Source organism: Chitinophaga horti, assembly GCF_022867795.2.
In the GTDB taxonomy this organism is placed as follows: domain Bacteria; phylum Bacteroidota; class Bacteroidia; order Chitinophagales; family Chitinophagaceae; genus Chitinophaga; species Chitinophaga horti.
Map to the genome: position 1 here is coordinate 2,629,655 of NZ_CP107006.1, position 17,654 is coordinate 2,647,308.

The 17,654-nt window shown below is 54.0% G+C and carries 12 protein-coding genes; all 12 read right to left on the bottom strand.

What is annotated here, in order from left to right:
- Nucleotides 1-23: 23 nt before the first annotated feature.
- The 12 genes from MKQ68_RS10615 to MKQ68_RS10670 are packed head-to-tail and all read right to left on the bottom strand — an operon-like array spanning nucleotide 24 to nucleotide 17,526.
- Nucleotides 24-2,405, bottom strand: coding sequence for a glycoside hydrolase family 2 TIM barrel-domain containing protein (locus MKQ68_RS10615; protein WP_264283275.1), 2,382 nt, complete (start codon nucleotides 2,403-2,405; stop codon nucleotides 24-26).
- A 12-nt stretch (nucleotides 2,406-2,417) separates the two neighbouring features.
- Nucleotides 2,418-5,090, bottom strand: coding sequence for an alpha-L-rhamnosidase (locus tag MKQ68_RS10620; RefSeq protein ID WP_264283276.1), 2,673 nt, complete (start codon nucleotides 5,088-5,090; stop codon nucleotides 2,418-2,420).
- 4 nt (nucleotides 5,091-5,094) lie between these two features.
- A complete protein-coding gene (locus MKQ68_RS10625; RefSeq protein WP_264283277.1) occupies nucleotides 5,095-7,884 on the bottom strand; it encodes a glycoside hydrolase family 95 protein in 2,790 nt (929 codons plus the stop codon).
- Between the two features lie 8 nt (nucleotides 7,885-7,892).
- Nucleotides 7,893-10,571: an alpha-d-galacturonidase gene (locus MKQ68_RS10630; protein ID WP_264283278.1), complete on the bottom strand. Its 2,679-nt coding sequence runs from the start codon at nucleotides 10,569-10,571 to the stop codon at nucleotides 7,893-7,895.
- 52 nt (nucleotides 10,572-10,623) lie between these two features.
- The gene (locus MKQ68_RS10635) at nucleotides 10,624-11,316 is read right to left on the bottom strand and encodes a Gfo/Idh/MocA family oxidoreductase (protein WP_264283279.1); all 693 of its coding nucleotides are present in this window, start codon (nucleotides 11,314-11,316) and stop codon (nucleotides 10,624-10,626) included.
- Nucleotides 11,313-11,681: a Gfo/Idh/MocA family oxidoreductase gene (locus MKQ68_RS10640; RefSeq protein ID WP_264283280.1), complete on the bottom strand. Its 369-nt coding sequence runs from the start codon at nucleotides 11,679-11,681 to the stop codon at nucleotides 11,313-11,315. The genes MKQ68_RS10635 and MKQ68_RS10640 overlap by 4 nt, the downstream gene beginning before the upstream one ends.
- A 24-nt stretch (nucleotides 11,682-11,705) precedes the next feature.
- On the bottom strand, nucleotides 11,706-12,737 hold the full coding sequence (locus MKQ68_RS10645; RefSeq protein WP_264283281.1) for an L-rhamnose/proton symporter RhaT: 1,032 nt from the start codon (nucleotides 12,735-12,737) through the stop codon (nucleotides 11,706-11,708).
- Nucleotides 12,728-13,585: an amidohydrolase family protein gene (locus MKQ68_RS10650; RefSeq protein ID WP_244838795.1), complete on the bottom strand. Its 858-nt coding sequence runs from the start codon at nucleotides 13,583-13,585 to the stop codon at nucleotides 12,728-12,730. The genes MKQ68_RS10645 and MKQ68_RS10650 overlap by 10 nt, the downstream gene beginning before the upstream one ends.
- 41 nt (nucleotides 13,586-13,626) lie before the next feature.
- A complete protein-coding gene (locus MKQ68_RS10655; protein ID WP_264283282.1) occupies nucleotides 13,627-14,772 on the bottom strand; it encodes a CaiB/BaiF CoA transferase family protein in 1,146 nt (381 codons plus the stop codon).
- A gap of 2 nt (nucleotides 14,773-14,774) precedes the next feature.
- Nucleotides 14,775-15,932 (bottom strand): CaiB/BaiF CoA transferase family protein, encoded by a 1,158-nt coding sequence (locus MKQ68_RS10660; RefSeq protein WP_264283283.1) that lies wholly within the window; start codon nucleotides 15,930-15,932, stop codon nucleotides 14,775-14,777.
- Nucleotides 15,929-17,083 carry an ABC transporter substrate-binding protein gene (locus tag MKQ68_RS10665; protein ID WP_264283284.1) on the bottom strand — a complete coding sequence of 385 codons (1,155 nt, stop codon included), beginning with the start codon at nucleotides 17,081-17,083 and terminating at the stop codon, nucleotides 15,929-15,931. The genes MKQ68_RS10660 and MKQ68_RS10665 overlap by 4 nt, the downstream gene beginning before the upstream one ends.
- Nucleotides 17,083-17,526, bottom strand: a complete 444-nt coding sequence (locus tag MKQ68_RS10670) for a MaoC family dehydratase (protein WP_264283285.1) — start codon at nucleotides 17,524-17,526, stop codon at nucleotides 17,083-17,085. Before MKQ68_RS10670 ends, MKQ68_RS10665 begins: the two co-directional genes overlap by 1 nt.
- Between the last annotated feature and the right edge of the window lie 128 nt (nucleotides 17,527-17,654).

Sequence of the window (17,654 nt, forward strand, 5' to 3'; positions counted from 1 at the left end):
CCGGGAACGATTGCGTAAAACGTTCACTCCCCGCTCGTAAGGGTCAGGCTTGCAGCAGGTAGTCCCGGACTGGTTGCTTTCAGCCGGATCACGCCTTTGCGATCGCCCGTTTGCACGATGGCGAGCGCCATGCCTTTCCAGCATTTGCGGGCGGTGTTTTTCAGGGATACGGTGTCGGCCTGGTAGCCGTTGTCTGTGCCGGCAATGCTGCCCGGCCCCTCGATAGTAAACTGCAGGCGATTATCGGCATCCGGCACCAGATGACCAGCCGCGTCTACCACGGTTGCGGTCACGAAGGAGAGGTCGCGAACGCGGGCTTTTAGCTTCGCGCGGTCGGGTGTAAGGATAATACGAGCGGGTGTGCCGGCGGTATATATAGTTTTCTCCAGTACGACTTTTCCATTTCGTTTGGATACGGCTTTCAGGGCGCCGGGTGCAAACGGTACTTTCCAGGCGACGTGCAGGTCGTCGGCTCCTTTACGCTGCACGCCCAGCGAGCGGCCATTCAGGAACAGCTCCACTTCGTCGGCCTGGTTGTAATAGGCCCAAACGTCGACTACCTGGCCGGGCTGCCAGTTCCAGTGCGGAAACAGGTGCAGCATCGGCTTGCTGGTCCACTCCGACTGGTACATGTAATACGCATCTTTCGGAAAACCCGCCAGGTCAACGATGCCGTAGTAGGAACTGCGGGCCGGCCATGGGTACGGGATCGGCTCGCCCAGGAAGTCGAACCCGCTCCATACGAACAGGCCGGACAGAAACGCATGTTTGCGGATCAGCTTCCAGGTGGCTTCATGGGTACTGCCCCAGTATGCCGACACCTGGTCGTAAGCGGAAACGGTGTAATCAGGATTCCCTTTTTCCACGATCTTCTGCGGCGATTTAGCCGGCCAGAAATAGCTGCTATCCGCCGGCATATCATAATGGCCACGGGTGGCGAAGGCCGACATCTGTTCGCTGCCAAGAAACACCTGTCCGGGATAATGTTTATGAAAGTCCTCGTACACCTCATGATGATAATTGAGGGCGACCAGGTCCAGCGCGCCAGACTTCCAGATAAAGTTTTTCTCCGGGTTCCATTCACTGAGGGCGCAGATCACCGGGCGGGTACTGTCCACTGCTTTTACGATCGATACCAGTTCGCGGGTGAGCCTGATGCCCGAACTATCGAACTGCTCGCGGATTTCGTTGCCAATGCTCCACATGAAGACAGACGGATGGTTGCGGTCACGTTTTACCATATCGATCAGGTCCTGGCGGTGCCAGGCATCGAAATCGGCATAATAGTCGAACTTGTTTTTCTTTTTCCGCCACATATCAAAAGCCTCTACCATCACGAGAAAACCCATCCGGTCGCAGAGTTCGAGCAACTCGGGGGCGGGCGGATTGTGAGCCGTGCGGATCGCGTTACAACCCATCGCTTTGAGTATTTCCAGCTGCCGTTCGATAGCGCGGATGTTCACCGCAGCGCCCAGTGCGCCCAGGTCGTGGTGCAGGCACACACCTTTTATTTTGGTTGATACATTATTCAGGAAGAAACCGCGGTTCTCATCAAAATAGAAACTACGTATGCCGGTGAACGTTACCACGCTGTCTAATACGGCACTCCCTTGCCTTATTTCAGATACCACACGGTAACGATACGGATCTTCAATTGACCACAAATGCAGACGGTCCACCGACATATCCGCGGCAAACGTTACACCTGTATCGCCGGCGTTGAGTTGCAGCGGTGTAACGGCGGCTTGTTGTACCAGGCGGCCGCTAGCATCATACAGCTTATGCAGCACGGTAATACGGGCAGCCTTTGCCGTATGATTATGCAATGCTCCCGTGATATACATTTCGCCGGCAGCATTACCACGGATAAAAATACTTTGATGTGCAAATGCCACCTTGGGCTTCATCACCAGCCGTACGTGGCGATAGATGCCCGATCCGCTGTACCAGCGTGAGTTAGGCTGTCGGCTGTTGTCCACCTTCACGGCCAGCACGTTTACGCCCGCCTTCGTGTAAGGCGTAATGTCGTATGCGAAAGAGACATAACCGTTCGGACGTTTCCCTAAATAGTGACCATTGATCCACACTTCGCTGTCACGGTAAATGCCATCGAACTCCACGCGCACATCTTTGTCAGTAGCTGGCAACCGGAAGGTTTTCCTGTACCAGCCAATACCGGCGGGCAGTGCGCCGCCCTGTGTGGTGGCCGGGTGGGTGGGTGAAAAATCGCCTGCTATGCTCCAGTCGTGCGGCAGGTCGAGTTTGCGCCAACCGGCATCTTTATAGTCCGGGCGGCTCGCCAGGCTATCATCACCCAGCCTAAACCGCCAGTCACGGTCAAACGCAGATTGTGCCAGGCTTACCTGAACACCTAACAACAACATCAAACCAAACAGGTATCGCATGTCAATTCCGTTTTAATCCTGAACACTAAATGAATAAGCACCGGAGCCGATGTTCAACACCGCGCGGCCGTTTTCGATCGTCACTTTATTCAACCCTATACCGTCCTGCAAAACTTTTGCACTTGCAGTGGCTGGCAGGTATACGGTCGCCTTCGTATTTACAGGCACTGTCACCCGTAGTTCAAAGCGGCCAGGCTGTTTACTCCAGGCACTTTCTATCTTACCGTATAGCGATTGATAAGTGGCTTTCACCTCCTTCACATCGCCCACTATCTCGGGTCTTATTTCTATGTGCTGATAACCGACAGCGCCTGCCGTTTGGCCAATGCCGGCTAATCCCGCATAAAACCACTCCATCAGGTGCCCGAGCATAAAGTGATTATTCGACACGGAGGGATAAGCCTGCCAGCTTTCGGTGAGCGCAGTGGCACCGTGCTTTAGCTGGTAACCGTAGCCTGGCACGTCGTCGCGGTAGTTCATGTCGAAGATTACGTCGCTGCGACCGGCATCTTCCAGCGCGCGCAGTACGTAACGGTAGCCGATATCGCCGGCGGTGAGTGCATTGTTACGGCCGCGAATATCGCGTACTAAAGCAGCTACTACGTCGTCGTGTGTTTCGGGCGTTGTGAGGCCCATATAGAGCGCCATCGCATTGGCGGTCTGACTGGCAGAGTCGTACTGGCGGCGTTGCGTATCGAAATAGGCATCGTTAAACTTCTTTTTTACGTCGGATGCCAGCTGCTCGTAATACGCTGCATCTTCGTCCTTCTTCAGGAGTCTGGCCGCCTTCGCCATGATCGACAGGTCGTAATAAAACGTAGCCGTACCCGTTACCCCCATCTTCGTCATCTGTGCGAAGCCAGATTTATTCGGGCCGATGTCGAACCAATCGCCCAGGCCATGGGTGAGCAAACCGTTATTGCTTTTGCGATGAAGGTAACCCGTGTACTGTTTCATCATGTGATACGCGCTGTCCAGCGTTTGCAGGTCGCCGTACCAGCGATAGTTATACCAGGGCAGGATGATGGCCGCACTCCCCCACTCCGGCGACTCGTCAAACGGCGGCGTGAACTTTGTAAACTCCGGCGCAATTTCAGGAATCTTACCGTCCGGGTATTGCGCCTGGATCATGTCACGGATCGCTTTGCGGAACAACGGCGCGGCGGCGTAGTTGAAATGGACAGATGCGCCCATGAGGTGTGTTTGTTCCAGCCAGCCGAGCTTTTCGCGATGCGGGCAGTCGGTGAACACGCTGACGGTGTTACTTTTGATCGCCCAGTCGATCAGTTTATAGGTTTGATTAAATAGTTCGTTGGAGCAATGGAAGCTGCCTGTCTTTTCAGCAGCATTCCGGATGTGTAGGCCTGCGATCTGCGTTAGCACAGGGGAACCGACTGTTTCCACCTGCAGGTAGCGGAAGCCATAGTACGTAAAACGTGGCTGCCAGCTTTCTTCTTCGCCGCCTTTCAGGATGTAGGTGAAATAGGATGGCGACCCGGAAGCCTTCTGGTTCACAGAGCCGTCTTCATTTAACAGTTCCCCGGGGATGATGCGCACACTGTCGCCACGGTTGCCACGTACGCGGATGGCGGGGATGCCTGAGAAGTTTTGCCCCAGGTCATATATTGTCACCCCTGTGCGCAGTTCGTTCGACTTCACAGGTGTAAACTGTTCCATCACTTTCACCGGTTCCGCCATCTGCGAAGCCAGGGCCGGTCCATCAGTAATCAACGCCGCCTTCCATCCGGTGGATGATTCCAGTCGCGCATCGTAATCCTCTCCGCCGTAAATGCTGGAAAACACTACCGGCGAAGGCGCGGTTTGCCAGCTGTCGTCGCTGACGATGTTTTCGCTCGTGCCGTCTGCATAATCGACGGCGATCCGCATGATCATTTTTGGCAGCCCGTAAGCACCGGTCATCTTACGGTAGCGTTGTCCGGGTATGTAGTAGAAGCCATTGCCCAGCAGCATGCCTACGGCATTTTCACCCTGGCGGCATTGGCGGGTAATGTCGAACGTTACGTATAAGGCTTCCCGTTGGTAGTTGGTCCACCCGGGATCGAGAAAGTGGTCGCCTGTCTTGGCCCCGTTCACCTGCATCTCGAAATGACCGAGGCCGGAAACGAAGGCCGTCACCGACTTTACAGGTTTAGCGATCGTAAACGACTTGCGAAACCGGGGCAATACATTGCGGCGTGCCCCCCAGGCCTTTTTGCCGTTGAGGTGTACATGTGGTGCAATGATCGCCGTATCGTGAATCGTTTCATAAGCAATCCATTTCGCACCGGCCCAGTCAGCGGCTTTTAATAAACCCATCTGCCAGGAGGCCGGTCTGCTCCACGGCCAGGCGCGGCGTTTATTATCCCACACCCGTACTTTCCACCAATATTTTTTGCCTCCGCTTAAGGTGGGGCCTTTGTAAACGACTTGCTGCGACGGGCTGCCCGTCTTCCCGGAATCCCACACGATTGACGTCATCAACGAATCGTTCGCTACGATCAACTGATAGCCTGCCTGCGTGATGTTTCGCTGATCATCTTCTAACACCCAGCTAAGCAACGGCGCAGCGTTATCGACGCCCAACGGATTGATGCGGTACTCACAACGCAAACCGGCAATGAGCGTGCGTTGTGCCGAAACAGGCAACGCGAGACTAAACAACAGGCCAACCAGCAAATATCTCATGCGATCAAAGCTTTTGAAGGATGTTATTGAACTCGTACACGCCATTCTTCACCGTAGCAAGATTTACCACCTTTTCGCGATAACGTAATGCTAACGGCTGGCCTGCTTTGGACAATACACGCAGGTACGTAAGCTCACCCGACTTCCAGCGCATATTGATCTCAAAACCGCCACGGGCGCATAATCCACGGATATCGCCTTCGGGAACAGCACTTGGTAAAGCTGGCAGTATATCTACATAATTCGTATGACTTTGCAACAGCATTTCCGCCATGCCGGCGCCACCGCCAAAGTTGCCATCAATCTGGAACGGCGGATGCGCATCGAACAGGTTGGGATAACTGCCTGCCCCGCTGCTGGCCGGACTTAACAACATCTGCACCATCTTGTACGTATGTTCCCCCTCCCGGAAACGAGCCCAAAAGTTGATCTTCCAGGCCAGGCTCCAGCCGGTAGCCGCGTCGCCGCGGAACAATAAGGATTGCATGGCAGCATTCACCAGCTCGGGGCGCTCATCAAAGTTGATTTCACTGCCCGGGTAAACCGCCCATAAATGCGATACATGGCGATGTTTGTTTTTCGGATCGTCCACATCCTTGATCCACTCCTGCAACTGTCCATGTTTGCCGACCTGATCTGGCGCAATCTGTTTGTAACGCAAGGCCAATGTATCCCGCAACGCCGCATCCACCTTTAACACCTCACTAGCAGCGATGACATTTTTAAATAACTGCCGGATGATCTGGTGATCCATGGCTGGCCCTGCCACTAATCCCCCCTGCTCAGGTGAGTTGGACGGCACGCTGATCAGCCAGCCCGTTTGCGGATCTTTCGTGAGAAAGGACAGGAAGAACAACGCCGCCTGTTTCATTGCCGGGTAACCACGCGTTTTCAGGAACTGCCGATCTTGTGTAAACAGGTAATGCTCCCACAAGTGCTGGCACAACCAGGCACCACCGGTTACCCATATGCCATGATTCGCAGCGTTGATAGGCGCCGTGCCCCGCCATAAGTCGGTGTTATGATGCAACACCCAGCCGGGTGCATTATAATAAGCCTTCGCAGTCTCTTTACCGGTTACCGTCAGCTCATCGATCATGTCAAATAATGGCTGATGCAGCAGCGAAAGGTTCAGCAACTCCGCCGGCCAGTAGTTCATTTCCAGGTTGATGTTCGTGGTGTATTTACTGCCCCAGGGCGGCGACAACAGGTCGTTCCAGATGCCCTGCAAATTCGCCGGGCGTGTACCCGGACGGGAAGATGCGATGAGCAGGTAGCGTGCATATTGCATGTACAATGCCATGAACGGCGCATCGGAAAAAGTGCCGAACTTGATGATGCGCTCGTCCGTCGGCAGATGCTCGTTCGCCGAAACCCCAAAGTTCACGGCAAACGTATTGTAGTATTTCGCATATTCCTGCAAGTGCGCCGCTTTCAGCTGTGCGTAGGCTTTACCTGTCAGCCCCTTTAACGTATTCACACAGGCCGTGGCCGGGTTGGCAGACACATCCCGGTAATTGCGATAGTTCGTACCTGCCGTAAGCGCCACATCTGCTTCATCTGCATTCGTGATCTCTACACGATCGGCGAACACCTGGACTTTACCGCCTTTCACCTGCACCCGCAAATAACTCTCGCCGCGTAACGCGCCATGGCGCACCTTTACGGACAAGGCCAATGTGTTGTTATCCAGCTTACGTACCTGGTAGTTTTTATGCGGGCTGGTTAACCGTAATGCCGAATTGATCTGTCCTTTACGCGAGGCAGCCAGGTGTACGAGCAGCGCCTGGTTGGGCTGACTCACGAGATACTCGCGGGTAAAGTCGGTACCGTCAGCAGTGTAAGAAGTGGTAGCAGTAGCTGTGGGAAGATCGAGCTGCCGCCTGTAATTTGTAGCCTCCCCGTTATGCTTAAACTCCATGAACAAATCTCCGAATGGCTGGTAGTCTGCCTGGTAGCGCCCCACCGCAGGCGGCTCATCCTGCTGTACCCAGTAACGCCACTGACCATTCAGCGAAAGGATCGAGCTGGCCTGCCCGTCCGGGTAAACGCCTATGTGCCGGGTCGTATCCTTGTAACCGGTTACGCCGCCTTTGTCCGCGAAGTTCAATACTTGTATGGCAATGATGTTGCGACCGGCACGCAGTTTGGCGGCGGGTATTTTATACAGCCTTGCTTCAGTGTTATCCTGTGTGCCGATCAGTTCACCGTTTACGAACGTGCGATCGTAGTCGCGGATGCGGTTCAGGTCGAGGATGAGGTCTTTGCCGGACCAGGCGGCCGGTAACTCAAAGCTGGTACGCAGCCATACGGCGCCGTCCAATCCTTCATGGCCTACAGCTTCCCATCCGTCGAACGATGGCACCTGCATGGTTTTCCAGGTTTGATCATCGAACGAAGCGGCGGCGGGCGCATTGGTGGAGAGTACAGACTTTAACCATTCTTCGCGTTTGCCTTCGTTGCTTTTCAGGCCCATAAATTGTTTCTCGGCCAGTGCTTCCGCGGCTTTCTGCTGACCATTGAAGATCAGCTGACGAATGGTGTCCAGGTAACGGTAAGCACCCGGACGGTTGTAACTACGCGGTTCGCCTGTCCAGAGCGTTTCTTCGTTAAACTGGATACGGTCTTGCTTCACGCCGCCGAATACCATAGCGCCGATGCGGCCGTTGCCGAGTGGCAGGGCTTCTGTCCATTTTACGGCTGGCTGCCTGTACCACAACTGCTGCTCCTGTGCCACGAGCGAGCCGCTGCCTAACAGCAACAGCCCGGCTAAGCTAAATAGTTTGTTTCGCATATGTTTAATTACTGGCGTTCGAACAGCCAGTCGATGTTTTTAGATTTGGCATCGCCGGATAACATAGCGTCGTATACCGGCACTGCTTGTGCCCCGTCGATGAAGCCAATAACCAGGCATATACCCTTGGGCAGTTTCAGCGTGTGGGTGCCTGCTTTAAAATGATACAGGTGTACGTTCACCGCCGGCAGCCCATCCACCGCCACCGCATTGGATATTTTCGCTTCGGCCTGGCCGTAATCGTCTGCACTCGCGTTGGTTTCAAGTTCGGGAGGTTTCGCGTACACCGTGTCCGTGACGAAGGCGCCGCGTTGTGTCTTGAAGAAGCCAACCGCTATTTTTACCGGTTTGTCTGTGGTAAACTGTATTTCGGTTGCACGGCTTAACTGCTGCCGATAGGACAACTGTACCGCTTTCATCCCCTCCAGTTCTGCCGCTATGGCTTTTACAACCAACGAGGTGTCGGTGAACAACCGGCTTCCCTTCGTAAGCATAAACGAAGTTTCGACCGTCCGCACCGCTGCCTGTTTAAACGGCCGGCGTTGCACCACTGTACCGCTGGCCGATTGCTTCAGCGAATCGATCTTGAAGCGGAATGTGTTCAGTTCCGCTTCGAACACCGGCAGCATTTCCGTCCAGTGTTTGTACGTAGCGTTTACACCGCGCATCGGGATTTTTCGTTGCTGCGTTTGCATACTGTTGGCATACAGGTAAGTACCTGCAGTCCGTTTCGCCAGCTCCCGGTACCATTGTACACTCACGGTTAACAGGGGTACCGCCGATTCCAGGTCGTTTACATTATTGGTGTACTTGTATTGCAAAAGCTGAGTCGCTGCCATCACCTTTGTACTGAAATGATGCGCCAGCGCGCGGTAGCAATGCATATCATTCCGCAATCGTTCAAATTCAGCACGATCTTTTGTTACACGTTGCGCTACTTCGTCCAGCAGCGCTGCCGCCTTATCGCCATGTAAGATTACCTCCTTCGCTACCTGCGGAGGCGTTTCTCCGACATGCGGCAGGCCTTTGGCGGCTTTATCAGCATAATCGATAATCATCTCTCCTTCCGGACTTTCGCCGTCGTACAACAGCGTAAATAATCCATACCGGAATGGATTGACCAACTGCGTCATCAACATGCCCAGCGTAAGCGTTTGCCGGTTACCGTCGGTGATACCGAAACGGCGTAACAGCTTCGGTGCGATTTCGCCGGATTCATCGTAGGCGGCGCGTATTTTATGGCCATCGGCTACACTGCAGCCGAACTTTGCGGCCAGCAGCTGCGCCCAGTATGCTTTTTCTTCCGATTGGGGACGATTGGCCTTCCAGGCGTAACGCGCCCAGGCATTGTACCATATCCAGTCACGCTCGATCTGTAACAGGCGTTGTCCTTTTACACTGTCGGCACTGTAGGGCCAGTCCCAGTAAGACGCTTGCGGGTACAGGTGTAAACCGTTTCCGCCCATCACTTCATGCATGCCTTTTACCGATTGCTGTATGAAATCAGGCGAGCCATAACGGAAAGGTTCCAGGTTCGCGAGGATGTGTACATTCTCGATCTGCACACTGCCCAACTTACTCAACGTTTGGTGCAGCTCGGCCCAGGAGCCGCGCGGACGTGGCGTCGTAAGTGCTTCGCCGTTAAACTTCGCTTCCGTGTAAAGGTTTTTATAAAGCGGTAACGCCGCTTTCATCACGGCCGGCGCATCGGTATCATGCGCCCGCAGCACGATCGGCGGCTCTTCTTTTTTACCAAGTGCCTGCAAGCCATCGCGTACACCCGGGATAATCGTTTTGGTAAACCATTCAATATCATCATTGCCTACCCCTTCCATCGCTTCGCCCAGGCACACCATCAGCCCGACGTTCGGGTACTTCTCCACGAAAGCAGCGATGGACTTACGTGTATAATCCGCAATGAGCGGCACGATCGGCCGTTCTCTTTCCTGCGTTTTGATGCCATGCCTTTCTGCGAAAGGTTTGGACACGATGATGTTGTAAAACATCTGTATCACCCAAATGCCTCTCTTATCTGCCTCACTGGTGATAAACGTGTAGATCTCCTCATTCTTGCGAAATGTCGCCTCATCCACTTCCAGCGCGTAGGGATAGTCTTTCAGTTTCACGAGTGATGCGAAGGGATGCCCGTTCCACAGAAACAGTGCGTTCATTCTATTCGTCGCCATGGAGTCGAGGTATTGCAGCCAGTGCTGTTTGTCGTACAACCAGGGAAATACTTCAGGCGTGTAAGGATATTCATACACGGTCCTTCCGGGCAGGTAATACGGTTTCTGCACGCCGATGCAGGCGCCGCGTAATACCATTTCGGGTTGATCGGTTTCATCTAACACAGCAGGCAGCCGCTTTGTAGCTTGCAGGCGGTCGCGGAGGGACAGGCAGCCATACAACACGCCTGAATCATCCGCACCAGCGATAACTACAGTTCCCTTATCCGCCCGTAAAATAAACCCTTCCTTACCGGGTGATGCGATCGTAGCAGGCAATGATGCCCGCACTTCGTTTACCTTGCCAACAACGATCAACTGCTGGGCAGGCGACTGTTGCTTACCACTCACCACCTGGTAACCTGCAGCCTTTAACGCCGTCGTCAACTGCTGCACCCCCAGGCCGCACGCGGCGAAGCAGGCAGCGACTGACGTATCACCACTTGTTTGCTTTGCGCCCACACTTGCTGACCGCATAACAACACCATCCAGAAAACAGGAAAAAACTTCTTCATTATACATCAGGCAGGGATACGCCACCCTGCTGGCTTGACAGATAGGCCGCTTCCACGCAGGCCATCGTGTAAATACAATCTTCAACGGAATTATCCGGTTTTTCAATACTGCCTTCCACGGCCAGCATCAGTTGCGCCATACTGCCGATGAACGCATGCGGGAACCAGGTGCCATCGACGGTAATCTCCTGCCAATGCACGTCCCCATCATGGTCGCGCAAAGCATATTCAAACTTATCCGGCACCCCGTCAGGATAGTTGATCAGCGCACCAAAACTGACACGGATCACACCTTTCTCGCCTTCCAGTTTGATGTACGACTGCTGGCGACTGGCACCGTAATCGTGGTTATGATTTGTATGAATACTCGCCCGGATGGCATGCCCGTAATCCATAATGATATTACTTTTCACCGATGCCAGTTGCGGCATCGCGGGGTGACCAACGGTCTTCGCGTATACAGATTTCGGATTGCCCATTAAATGGCGAATGAGGTCGATATAGTGAATGCTGTGATATAGTATTTCCACACGCGGCGCGCTGAACAGGAAATCCCACAGGTGCCAGGGCGTGTATACATTTACGTTTACCTCTACATCGTTAAGCGCGCCGATCAACCCTTCTGCAATCATCGTTTCTGCCACCAGCATAAACGGGGCATATCGCAGTTGGAAGTTAACGGCAGCGGTCATCTTTTTTTCCTTGTCAAGTCGCGGATTTGCCAGGCAGCGGTATAGTCTTCCCCCATCGGCTTCTGTAACAACACGGCTGTGCCATCTGGCAATTGCTCCAGGACCGACAACACCGCCTTTCCCGGCACCGCTATATCATACACGGCACCTGGCAGGGCATCGGCGATCATTTGTTCCAGGCTATCGAAAACATGCGGAATATTGAACGCATCGGCGGTGGCTTTGGCTTTATCGTAAGACAAGTCGTAGATCCCCTGCACGTCAAAGCCCGCCAGCTGGTAGGCGGGCAGGTGCGCGGAGTTAACGATGCCGCCGGCACCGATGATATAAACAGGATGTTTCTTTAAGGGCAAACGTGCTTTCATAACTTTTCATAACGTGATCAACAACTAAGCATCGAGGTAGTTCCCGTAGGTTAGTAGCAGGATGGCTGCGACCAACACGACCATCGCACTCCACAACACCCGCATCGTACGTGGACCGCAAAGTTTCCACTCCCGCATGATCAATCCGGCCAGGGCGCTGAGTAATACCAGCATGATCATATGGATCGCCCAACTGGAAAAGCTGAACTGGCCCATGCGTACATGCCCGAGGCCGTAAAAGAAAAATTGTCCGTACCACAACAGGCCCGTCAGCGCCGCCATGGCGTAGTTGAGTGGCAGGTTGCTGCCGGGTGAAATAGCGTATTGTGCGAATGTTTTTTGTTTAAGATGAAGGTAGAGGCAATACAGCAGTGTCGTGACGAATGCGCCGGTATTGGCGAACAGGTAAATCACGTTCCCCTGGAAGTGACCCGCACCATAACGGGCAGCCACGTCGGCCACGGGCTGGCCCTGGTCAAGTGAAAAGCCGTACAAGGCCGATAAGATGCCTGCGATCAAACAGAGCGGCAATCCTTTCGCGAGGGAGAAGGCGCCGGGATTATTATCCTGCGCCGCCAGGTCTTTTTCTTTGTACCGGCCTGCGAGCCCGCACAGCGCAATGCCCACAGCACCTAAAGCCACGCCGCCGATCAGGTAAGGAGCACCAGTCGCGCTAAGTACATCTCCCAAAACACCCCGCACCAGCGGTGGCAGCAAAGTGCCCAACACGCAGCTGATGCCTACAGAAATCGCGTACGTCAGTGAAAAGCCCACATAACGGATGGCGATACCGAAGGCTGTGCCACCTACGCCGTAAGCCATACCCAGGAAGAAAGAACGTTGCATCGCCGAAGTGGGTGCCTCCTGTAATACCTGCGACAAATGCGGGATCGTGAGCCAGGCCACTACTATCGGCAACAACAACCAGCACACGGCCGCCTGTAACAACCAGTACGTATGCCAGGCCCAGCCGCTCACCTTCTTTTGAGGCGTATAACACAGCGCCGCGCCCGAAGCGCCCACCGCATGAAAAAATATACCATTGATCACTTCCATGCGGGCTGATTTAAGTTGTAAAAACGAACGGCGTTACTGCCAAGAACCTGCTCCTGCTCCGGTGTGGACAATCCTGACAATGCCTGCCGTATCATCGACCACGTTTGCGCATACCCGTTAGCGAGCATCGACACCGGCCAATCGCCGCCACAAAAGCAGCGGGCCACACCAAAGTGCTCTATAGCAAAATCGACATAAGGCTGAATGTCTGCCGCGGTGCGTCCGGCAAAGCTGCCCGACGCAGTACCCAGACCGGATATTTTCGCGTAAAAGTTAGGATGCGCCGACGCTTCTTTCATTAATTCGCCCCACTTGCCAAACCGTTCGCGGGTGGCAATCGGTGGCTGATTGAGGTGATCGAACACCATGCGCAGCGCGGGTACCTGCTCCGCGACTTTCAATGCGGTTTCAATATGGGCGGGTAAAATACCCACCAGGTCGTACGGGATGTCGTGATCCGCCAGCAGTTGCAGGCTTTCCAATACGGTGGGCTGCAACAACCATTGGGCATCCGGCTCATCGTGTATTTGATGGCGAACACCTTTAAAACAGGGCTCCGACAGAAATGCTCCTTGTAATAAATCCGCTGTGCGGCGTGTATCCGTTAACGGCAGCCAGGCGACTACACCCTTTATCCAGGGCGTGTTACGGGCCGTTTCTAACATCAGTGCTGTATCTTCTAAATTACCTGCCGCCTGTACCAGCACACCGGCCGTTACACCAGCGTCGGCGGGGTCGAGTTCTTCGATTTGCCAGCTGCGGTTCAGGATAGACGTGTCACCCTGCAGCCAGGGATATTCCGCCCGGCTGAGATTCCATACGTGTACATGTGTGTCGATCAACATCATCGTCCTTCTATTGTGCTATTCACATCCCTGCGGGGATGGGGTTAATACGAAAGCCCGAACTGCCTGTCTATCGCTTCATTGTCTTCGCCCAGTAACGGTGCTCCTTTCGTGGAAGATAGTAATTTCCCGTCTACTCTAATAGGGCAACGGGTGGTTTTTATCGATAAGCCGTTACTCGTTTTTACGGTCAGCTCCATATTCAGTACGCGGTACGCCTCTTCGTTCATCAACCGGTCGTAGTCCATCACCGGCGCACACCAGATGTCGGCCTTCTCCAAAATATCCAGCCAGTGTACGGCAGATTGCGTTTCTAAGTGATCGGCCAGTATTTGTTTGATCTCGTCGCGACGGGTGAACCAGCTGCCCCGGTCGGCAAATTGCTGCAAGCCTTCGCAGCCAAGCAACTCCGCCAACACTAATATATTGCCCATGGCCAACGCCAGGTATCCTTCTTTCGTTTTGTAAATGCCATATGGGGCAGACACATAGGCGTGCCCGTTATTCACGCTGCTGCGTACCGGCAGTTCTTTCCCGTCGTTGTAGTAACAGGTCAGCACTTCAAACTGGAAGTCCAGCACACTCTCGAACATGCTCACCTGCACCAGCGCACCTTTCCCGGTTACGCCCTTTTTCACCAGCGCCGCCAGTATGCCCTGCGCCATGTGGGTGCCGGCCAGTATGTCGGCTACGGCTACGCCCATGGGGGTAGGATTCTCATCACTGTTATTACTCAGCCAGGTAAGCCCGGATGCCGCCTGTAACAGCAAGTCCTGACCGGGCAGATCGCGCCACGGACCTTCCTGCCCGAAACCACTCAGCTCTGCGTACACAATACCGGGATTAATTGCCTTCACGGTCGCGTAATCCAGCCCGATCCGCTCCATCACACCCGGACGGAAATTATGCATCATCACATCTGCCTTCGCGATCAGTTGTTTGATCTTTTCCAGGTCCTGCGCATCTTTCAGGTCGGCCACGTAACTCTTTTTGTTCCGGTTGATCGCATGAAAGATGGTCGATTCCTGCTCGATCATCACGTCCGACACATACAGCTGCCGGCAAATATCGCCGGTGCCGGGCTTCTCAATCTTGATCACCTGCGCGCCCATATCGGCCAGGCGTAAAGCCGCAGACGGCCCCGATAAGAACTGGCTGAAATCGATCACCAATATATCTTCTAATAACATGCTCAGATTTTTACTTGTTCCAGCTTATTCATTTCCTGTATCAGCTTCTCCGTATGCTCACCCACTTTCGGGGCGGGACGGTCAGAGAACAACCGCGCACCATTGAAACGGATGGGACAACGGGTCGTGATAATCTTTTTACCTTCGGCCTTCAGGGGCTGCTCCATTTGCAAGGCGCGATAAGACTCATGCGACGTCATCTGCGCCCAGTCAAACACTTCCATCGCCCAAAGCCCACGTTGCTGCAGGCGCGACAACCAATATTGCGTCGGCTGCTGTAATAAATGCCCTGACAATATCGATTTGATGCGGTCCCGTTCTGCAAAGGCCTGCTCGTTACAGAAAGCCGACAGTCCTTCACAGGCAATGGTTTCCGCCAATGCCGGCAAGTCCATCATAGCAAGCGCCAGGAAGCCATCTGCTGTTTTGTACACCCCGTACGGCGCGCCCAGTAAGGTATGCCCGCTGTTGGTATCGCTGCGCTTCGGCTGCTGGTGACTGTTATAATACGTCGTCAATAACTCAAACTGGAAATCCAGCAACGACTCCATCAGGCTAATCTCTACCAACGCGCCCACACCCCGTTTCTGCCGCCGGATCAACCCACCCAAAATACCCTGTACCAATTGGGAGCCGCAAAGGATGTCCGCGATTGCAATCCCGAAAGGCACAGGCCCGTTTGCGCGGTTGCCCGTCGTGAACGCAAGGCCGGTAATAGATTGCAGCAATAAGTCCTGCCCGGGCTTCTCCTTCCACGGGCCGCGGGTACCGTAACCGGTGATTTCCGCGTACACCAGGCGGGGATTCAACTGTTGCACAGACGCGTAGTCCAGCCCCATCTTCTGCATCACACCCGGACGAAAATTATGTATCAGCACATCTGCTTTCGTCATCAGTTTTTTCACCAGCGCAAGGTCGTCGGGGTTCTTAAGGTCCGCCGCAAAGCTTTCTTTATTGCGGTTGATGGTATGGAACAGTAACGAACTATCGTCCACCCACAAGTTCTTGATGGACAATTTTCTCCCCGCCTCCCCTTCCTCCGGCCGCTCGATCTTAATGACCCGCGCACCCAGGTCGGCCAGCCGCAAACCTGCGGAGGGACCGGATAAATACTGGCTGAACTCCAACACGGTAATTCCTTCTAAAGGCAAATCCATCATACAGTAGTAGTCGTTTGGTGAGTAACAAAGCTGGCGCGGTAGATGCGGTCCATCTCCTCCAGCGTATGCAGGATGCTGAGCGTGCCCTGTAAACATTGCTGAACAGGCAAGCCGGCATGGTCCTGGAAATGCAGGTACCCGTTGTAACGCGGACGGATGTAACCGTTGTCCATCAACGGCAGCACGGCTTTGAAGTAATTATTCGTAAGTGTATTGGCGGCTTCGTCCAGCCAGGCAGCACGATGGCCGGGCTGTCCGCCGTTTTGTACGTATAAAGTGCGTTGTATTTTCTCAGACACTACCCAGGCCGCGAAATCTAAAGCCACCTGCTGATGTTCGCTGAAGGCAGATACCGCCAGGCCAGTACCACCAACGGTCGTCCGTAGAGGCGTTCCTTCGTAGGACACTACGGAAGTGTACTGCAACAGGTGATCTGCATAACCGAAGCGCGAATAGTTCGAATAACCATACGCGAACGGGCAGTACCAGTAGTCATCGGTACGCGTCATCAATTCCGCCACCGCAATCGGGTTGCAGGTGAACATGCGTTTATCGACAAGACTGTACAACTGTTTCATCGTTTCCAGCGCGCGGATGCCCGTCTCCCGGCCGACCACCGTATCCTGTTGCAAAAACGGCGTTTGCCCGTTCGCGATACAGAAGGTGTAAAAGTTCATCAGCAGGTCGATAGGAATAGCGGGTACGGCTACCTTGCCTTTGGCGGCGAGGGCTAATACCTCCTCCCAGGTGGTGGGTGGTGCAGCCAGTAAATCTTTACGATAACTCGCCGCAGGCGTGGCCGCGTCGATGGCCAGCGCCCATTGGCCGCCGTCGTACATATAACTTGGATGCGACTCACCTGTAGAATTGGCCGCCTGTTCGGCGAGATACGGCGCCGGCAGGTATTCATTCAAGGGCAGTACACATTTCGTGGCAGCGGCGCAACCTACCCAGGGATGATCGATGATGAGCAGGTCGTAATGATGCGTAAGCGCCTCGATGGGCATGTCCGCAAATTCCTGCAACGAGCGTTTCTTCCACTGGATCTCTACCTCCGGATGCAGCTCCTGGTAGCGCTGTGCAGCCGCCAGCAGCGGCGTTATACCGCGGCTATGGTTCCATGTAATTCCTTGCAAAACAGTGCGGTGCATCAGGCTTCTTTTTTGTGAACGAGTAGAATATGATCGCAAACCATTACCAGCTGGCCCGACTGATTAAAGGCCTGCACGAGTTCCGTCACCAGGCCGAAGCCCGGTTTCTTATGGTCTTTCATTTCTTTGATAGATACTTCCACGTGCAGCGTATCGCCGATAAACACCGGTGCCAGGAAGCGCAGGCGGTCGTATCCGTAAGTCATCGATACTTCATTGACCAGTTCTGCGGTAAGACCAATGGCTACGGTAAAGATCAGCGTACCATGCGCGATCCGTTTTTTGAACGGCTGGGTTTTACACCACTCTTCATCCATATGATGCGGAAAAAAGTCGCCCGACTGCCCGGCGTGAATGACAATATCAGTTTCTGTGATGGTGCGGCCTTTCGTTTCCCGTACCTCGTCCGTGGAGAATTGCTCGAAATATTTCTTTATAAACATAACATCCAATCACTGGCTGTTGATCAATAACGCGGGGATTCTATCTATGCAAAAACCATCAGCGAATCCAGGCTTTAAATTAGTTTACCCCCGGCGGGAGGCCAATGACACGTTTTACTGTAATGATG

Bases quoted from the DNA above. Each gene is read 5' to 3' on its own strand.
- MKQ68_RS10645 (WP_264283281.1), bottom strand. From the start codon at position 12,737: ATGGAAGTGATCAATGGTATATTTTTTCATGCGGTGGGCGCTTCGGGC.
- MKQ68_RS10620 (WP_264283276.1), bottom strand. From the start codon at position 5,090: ATGAGATATTTGCTGGTTGGCCTGTTGTTTAGTCTCGCGTTGCCTGTT.
- MKQ68_RS10615 (WP_264283275.1), bottom strand. From the start codon at position 2,405: ATGCGATACCTGTTTGGTTTGATGTTGTTGTTAGGTGTTCAGGTAAGC.
- MKQ68_RS10635 (WP_264283279.1), bottom strand. From the start codon at position 11,316: ATGACCGCTGCCGTTAACTTCCAACTGCGATATGCCCCGTTTATGCTG.
- MKQ68_RS10650 (WP_244838795.1), bottom strand. From the start codon at position 13,585: ATGATGTTGATCGACACACATGTACACGTATGGAATCTCAGCCGGGCG.
- MKQ68_RS10660 (WP_264283283.1), bottom strand. From the start codon at position 15,932: ATGATGGATTTGCCTTTAGAAGGAATTACCGTGTTGGAGTTCAGCCAG.
- MKQ68_RS10625 (WP_264283277.1), bottom strand. From the start codon at position 7,884: ATGCGAAACAAACTATTTAGCTTAGCCGGGCTGTTGCTGTTAGGCAGC.
- MKQ68_RS10670 (WP_264283285.1), bottom strand. From the start codon at position 17,526: ATGTTTATAAAGAAATATTTCGAGCAATTCTCCACGGACGAGGTACGG.
- MKQ68_RS10665 (WP_264283284.1), bottom strand. From the start codon at position 17,083: ATGCACCGCACTGTTTTGCAAGGAATTACATGGAACCATAGCCGCGGT.
- MKQ68_RS10640 (WP_264283280.1), bottom strand. From the start codon at position 11,681: ATGAAAGCACGTTTGCCCTTAAAGAAACATCCTGTTTATATCATCGGT.
- MKQ68_RS10655 (WP_264283282.1), bottom strand. From the start codon at position 14,772: ATGTTATTAGAAGATATATTGGTGATCGATTTCAGCCAGTTCTTATCG.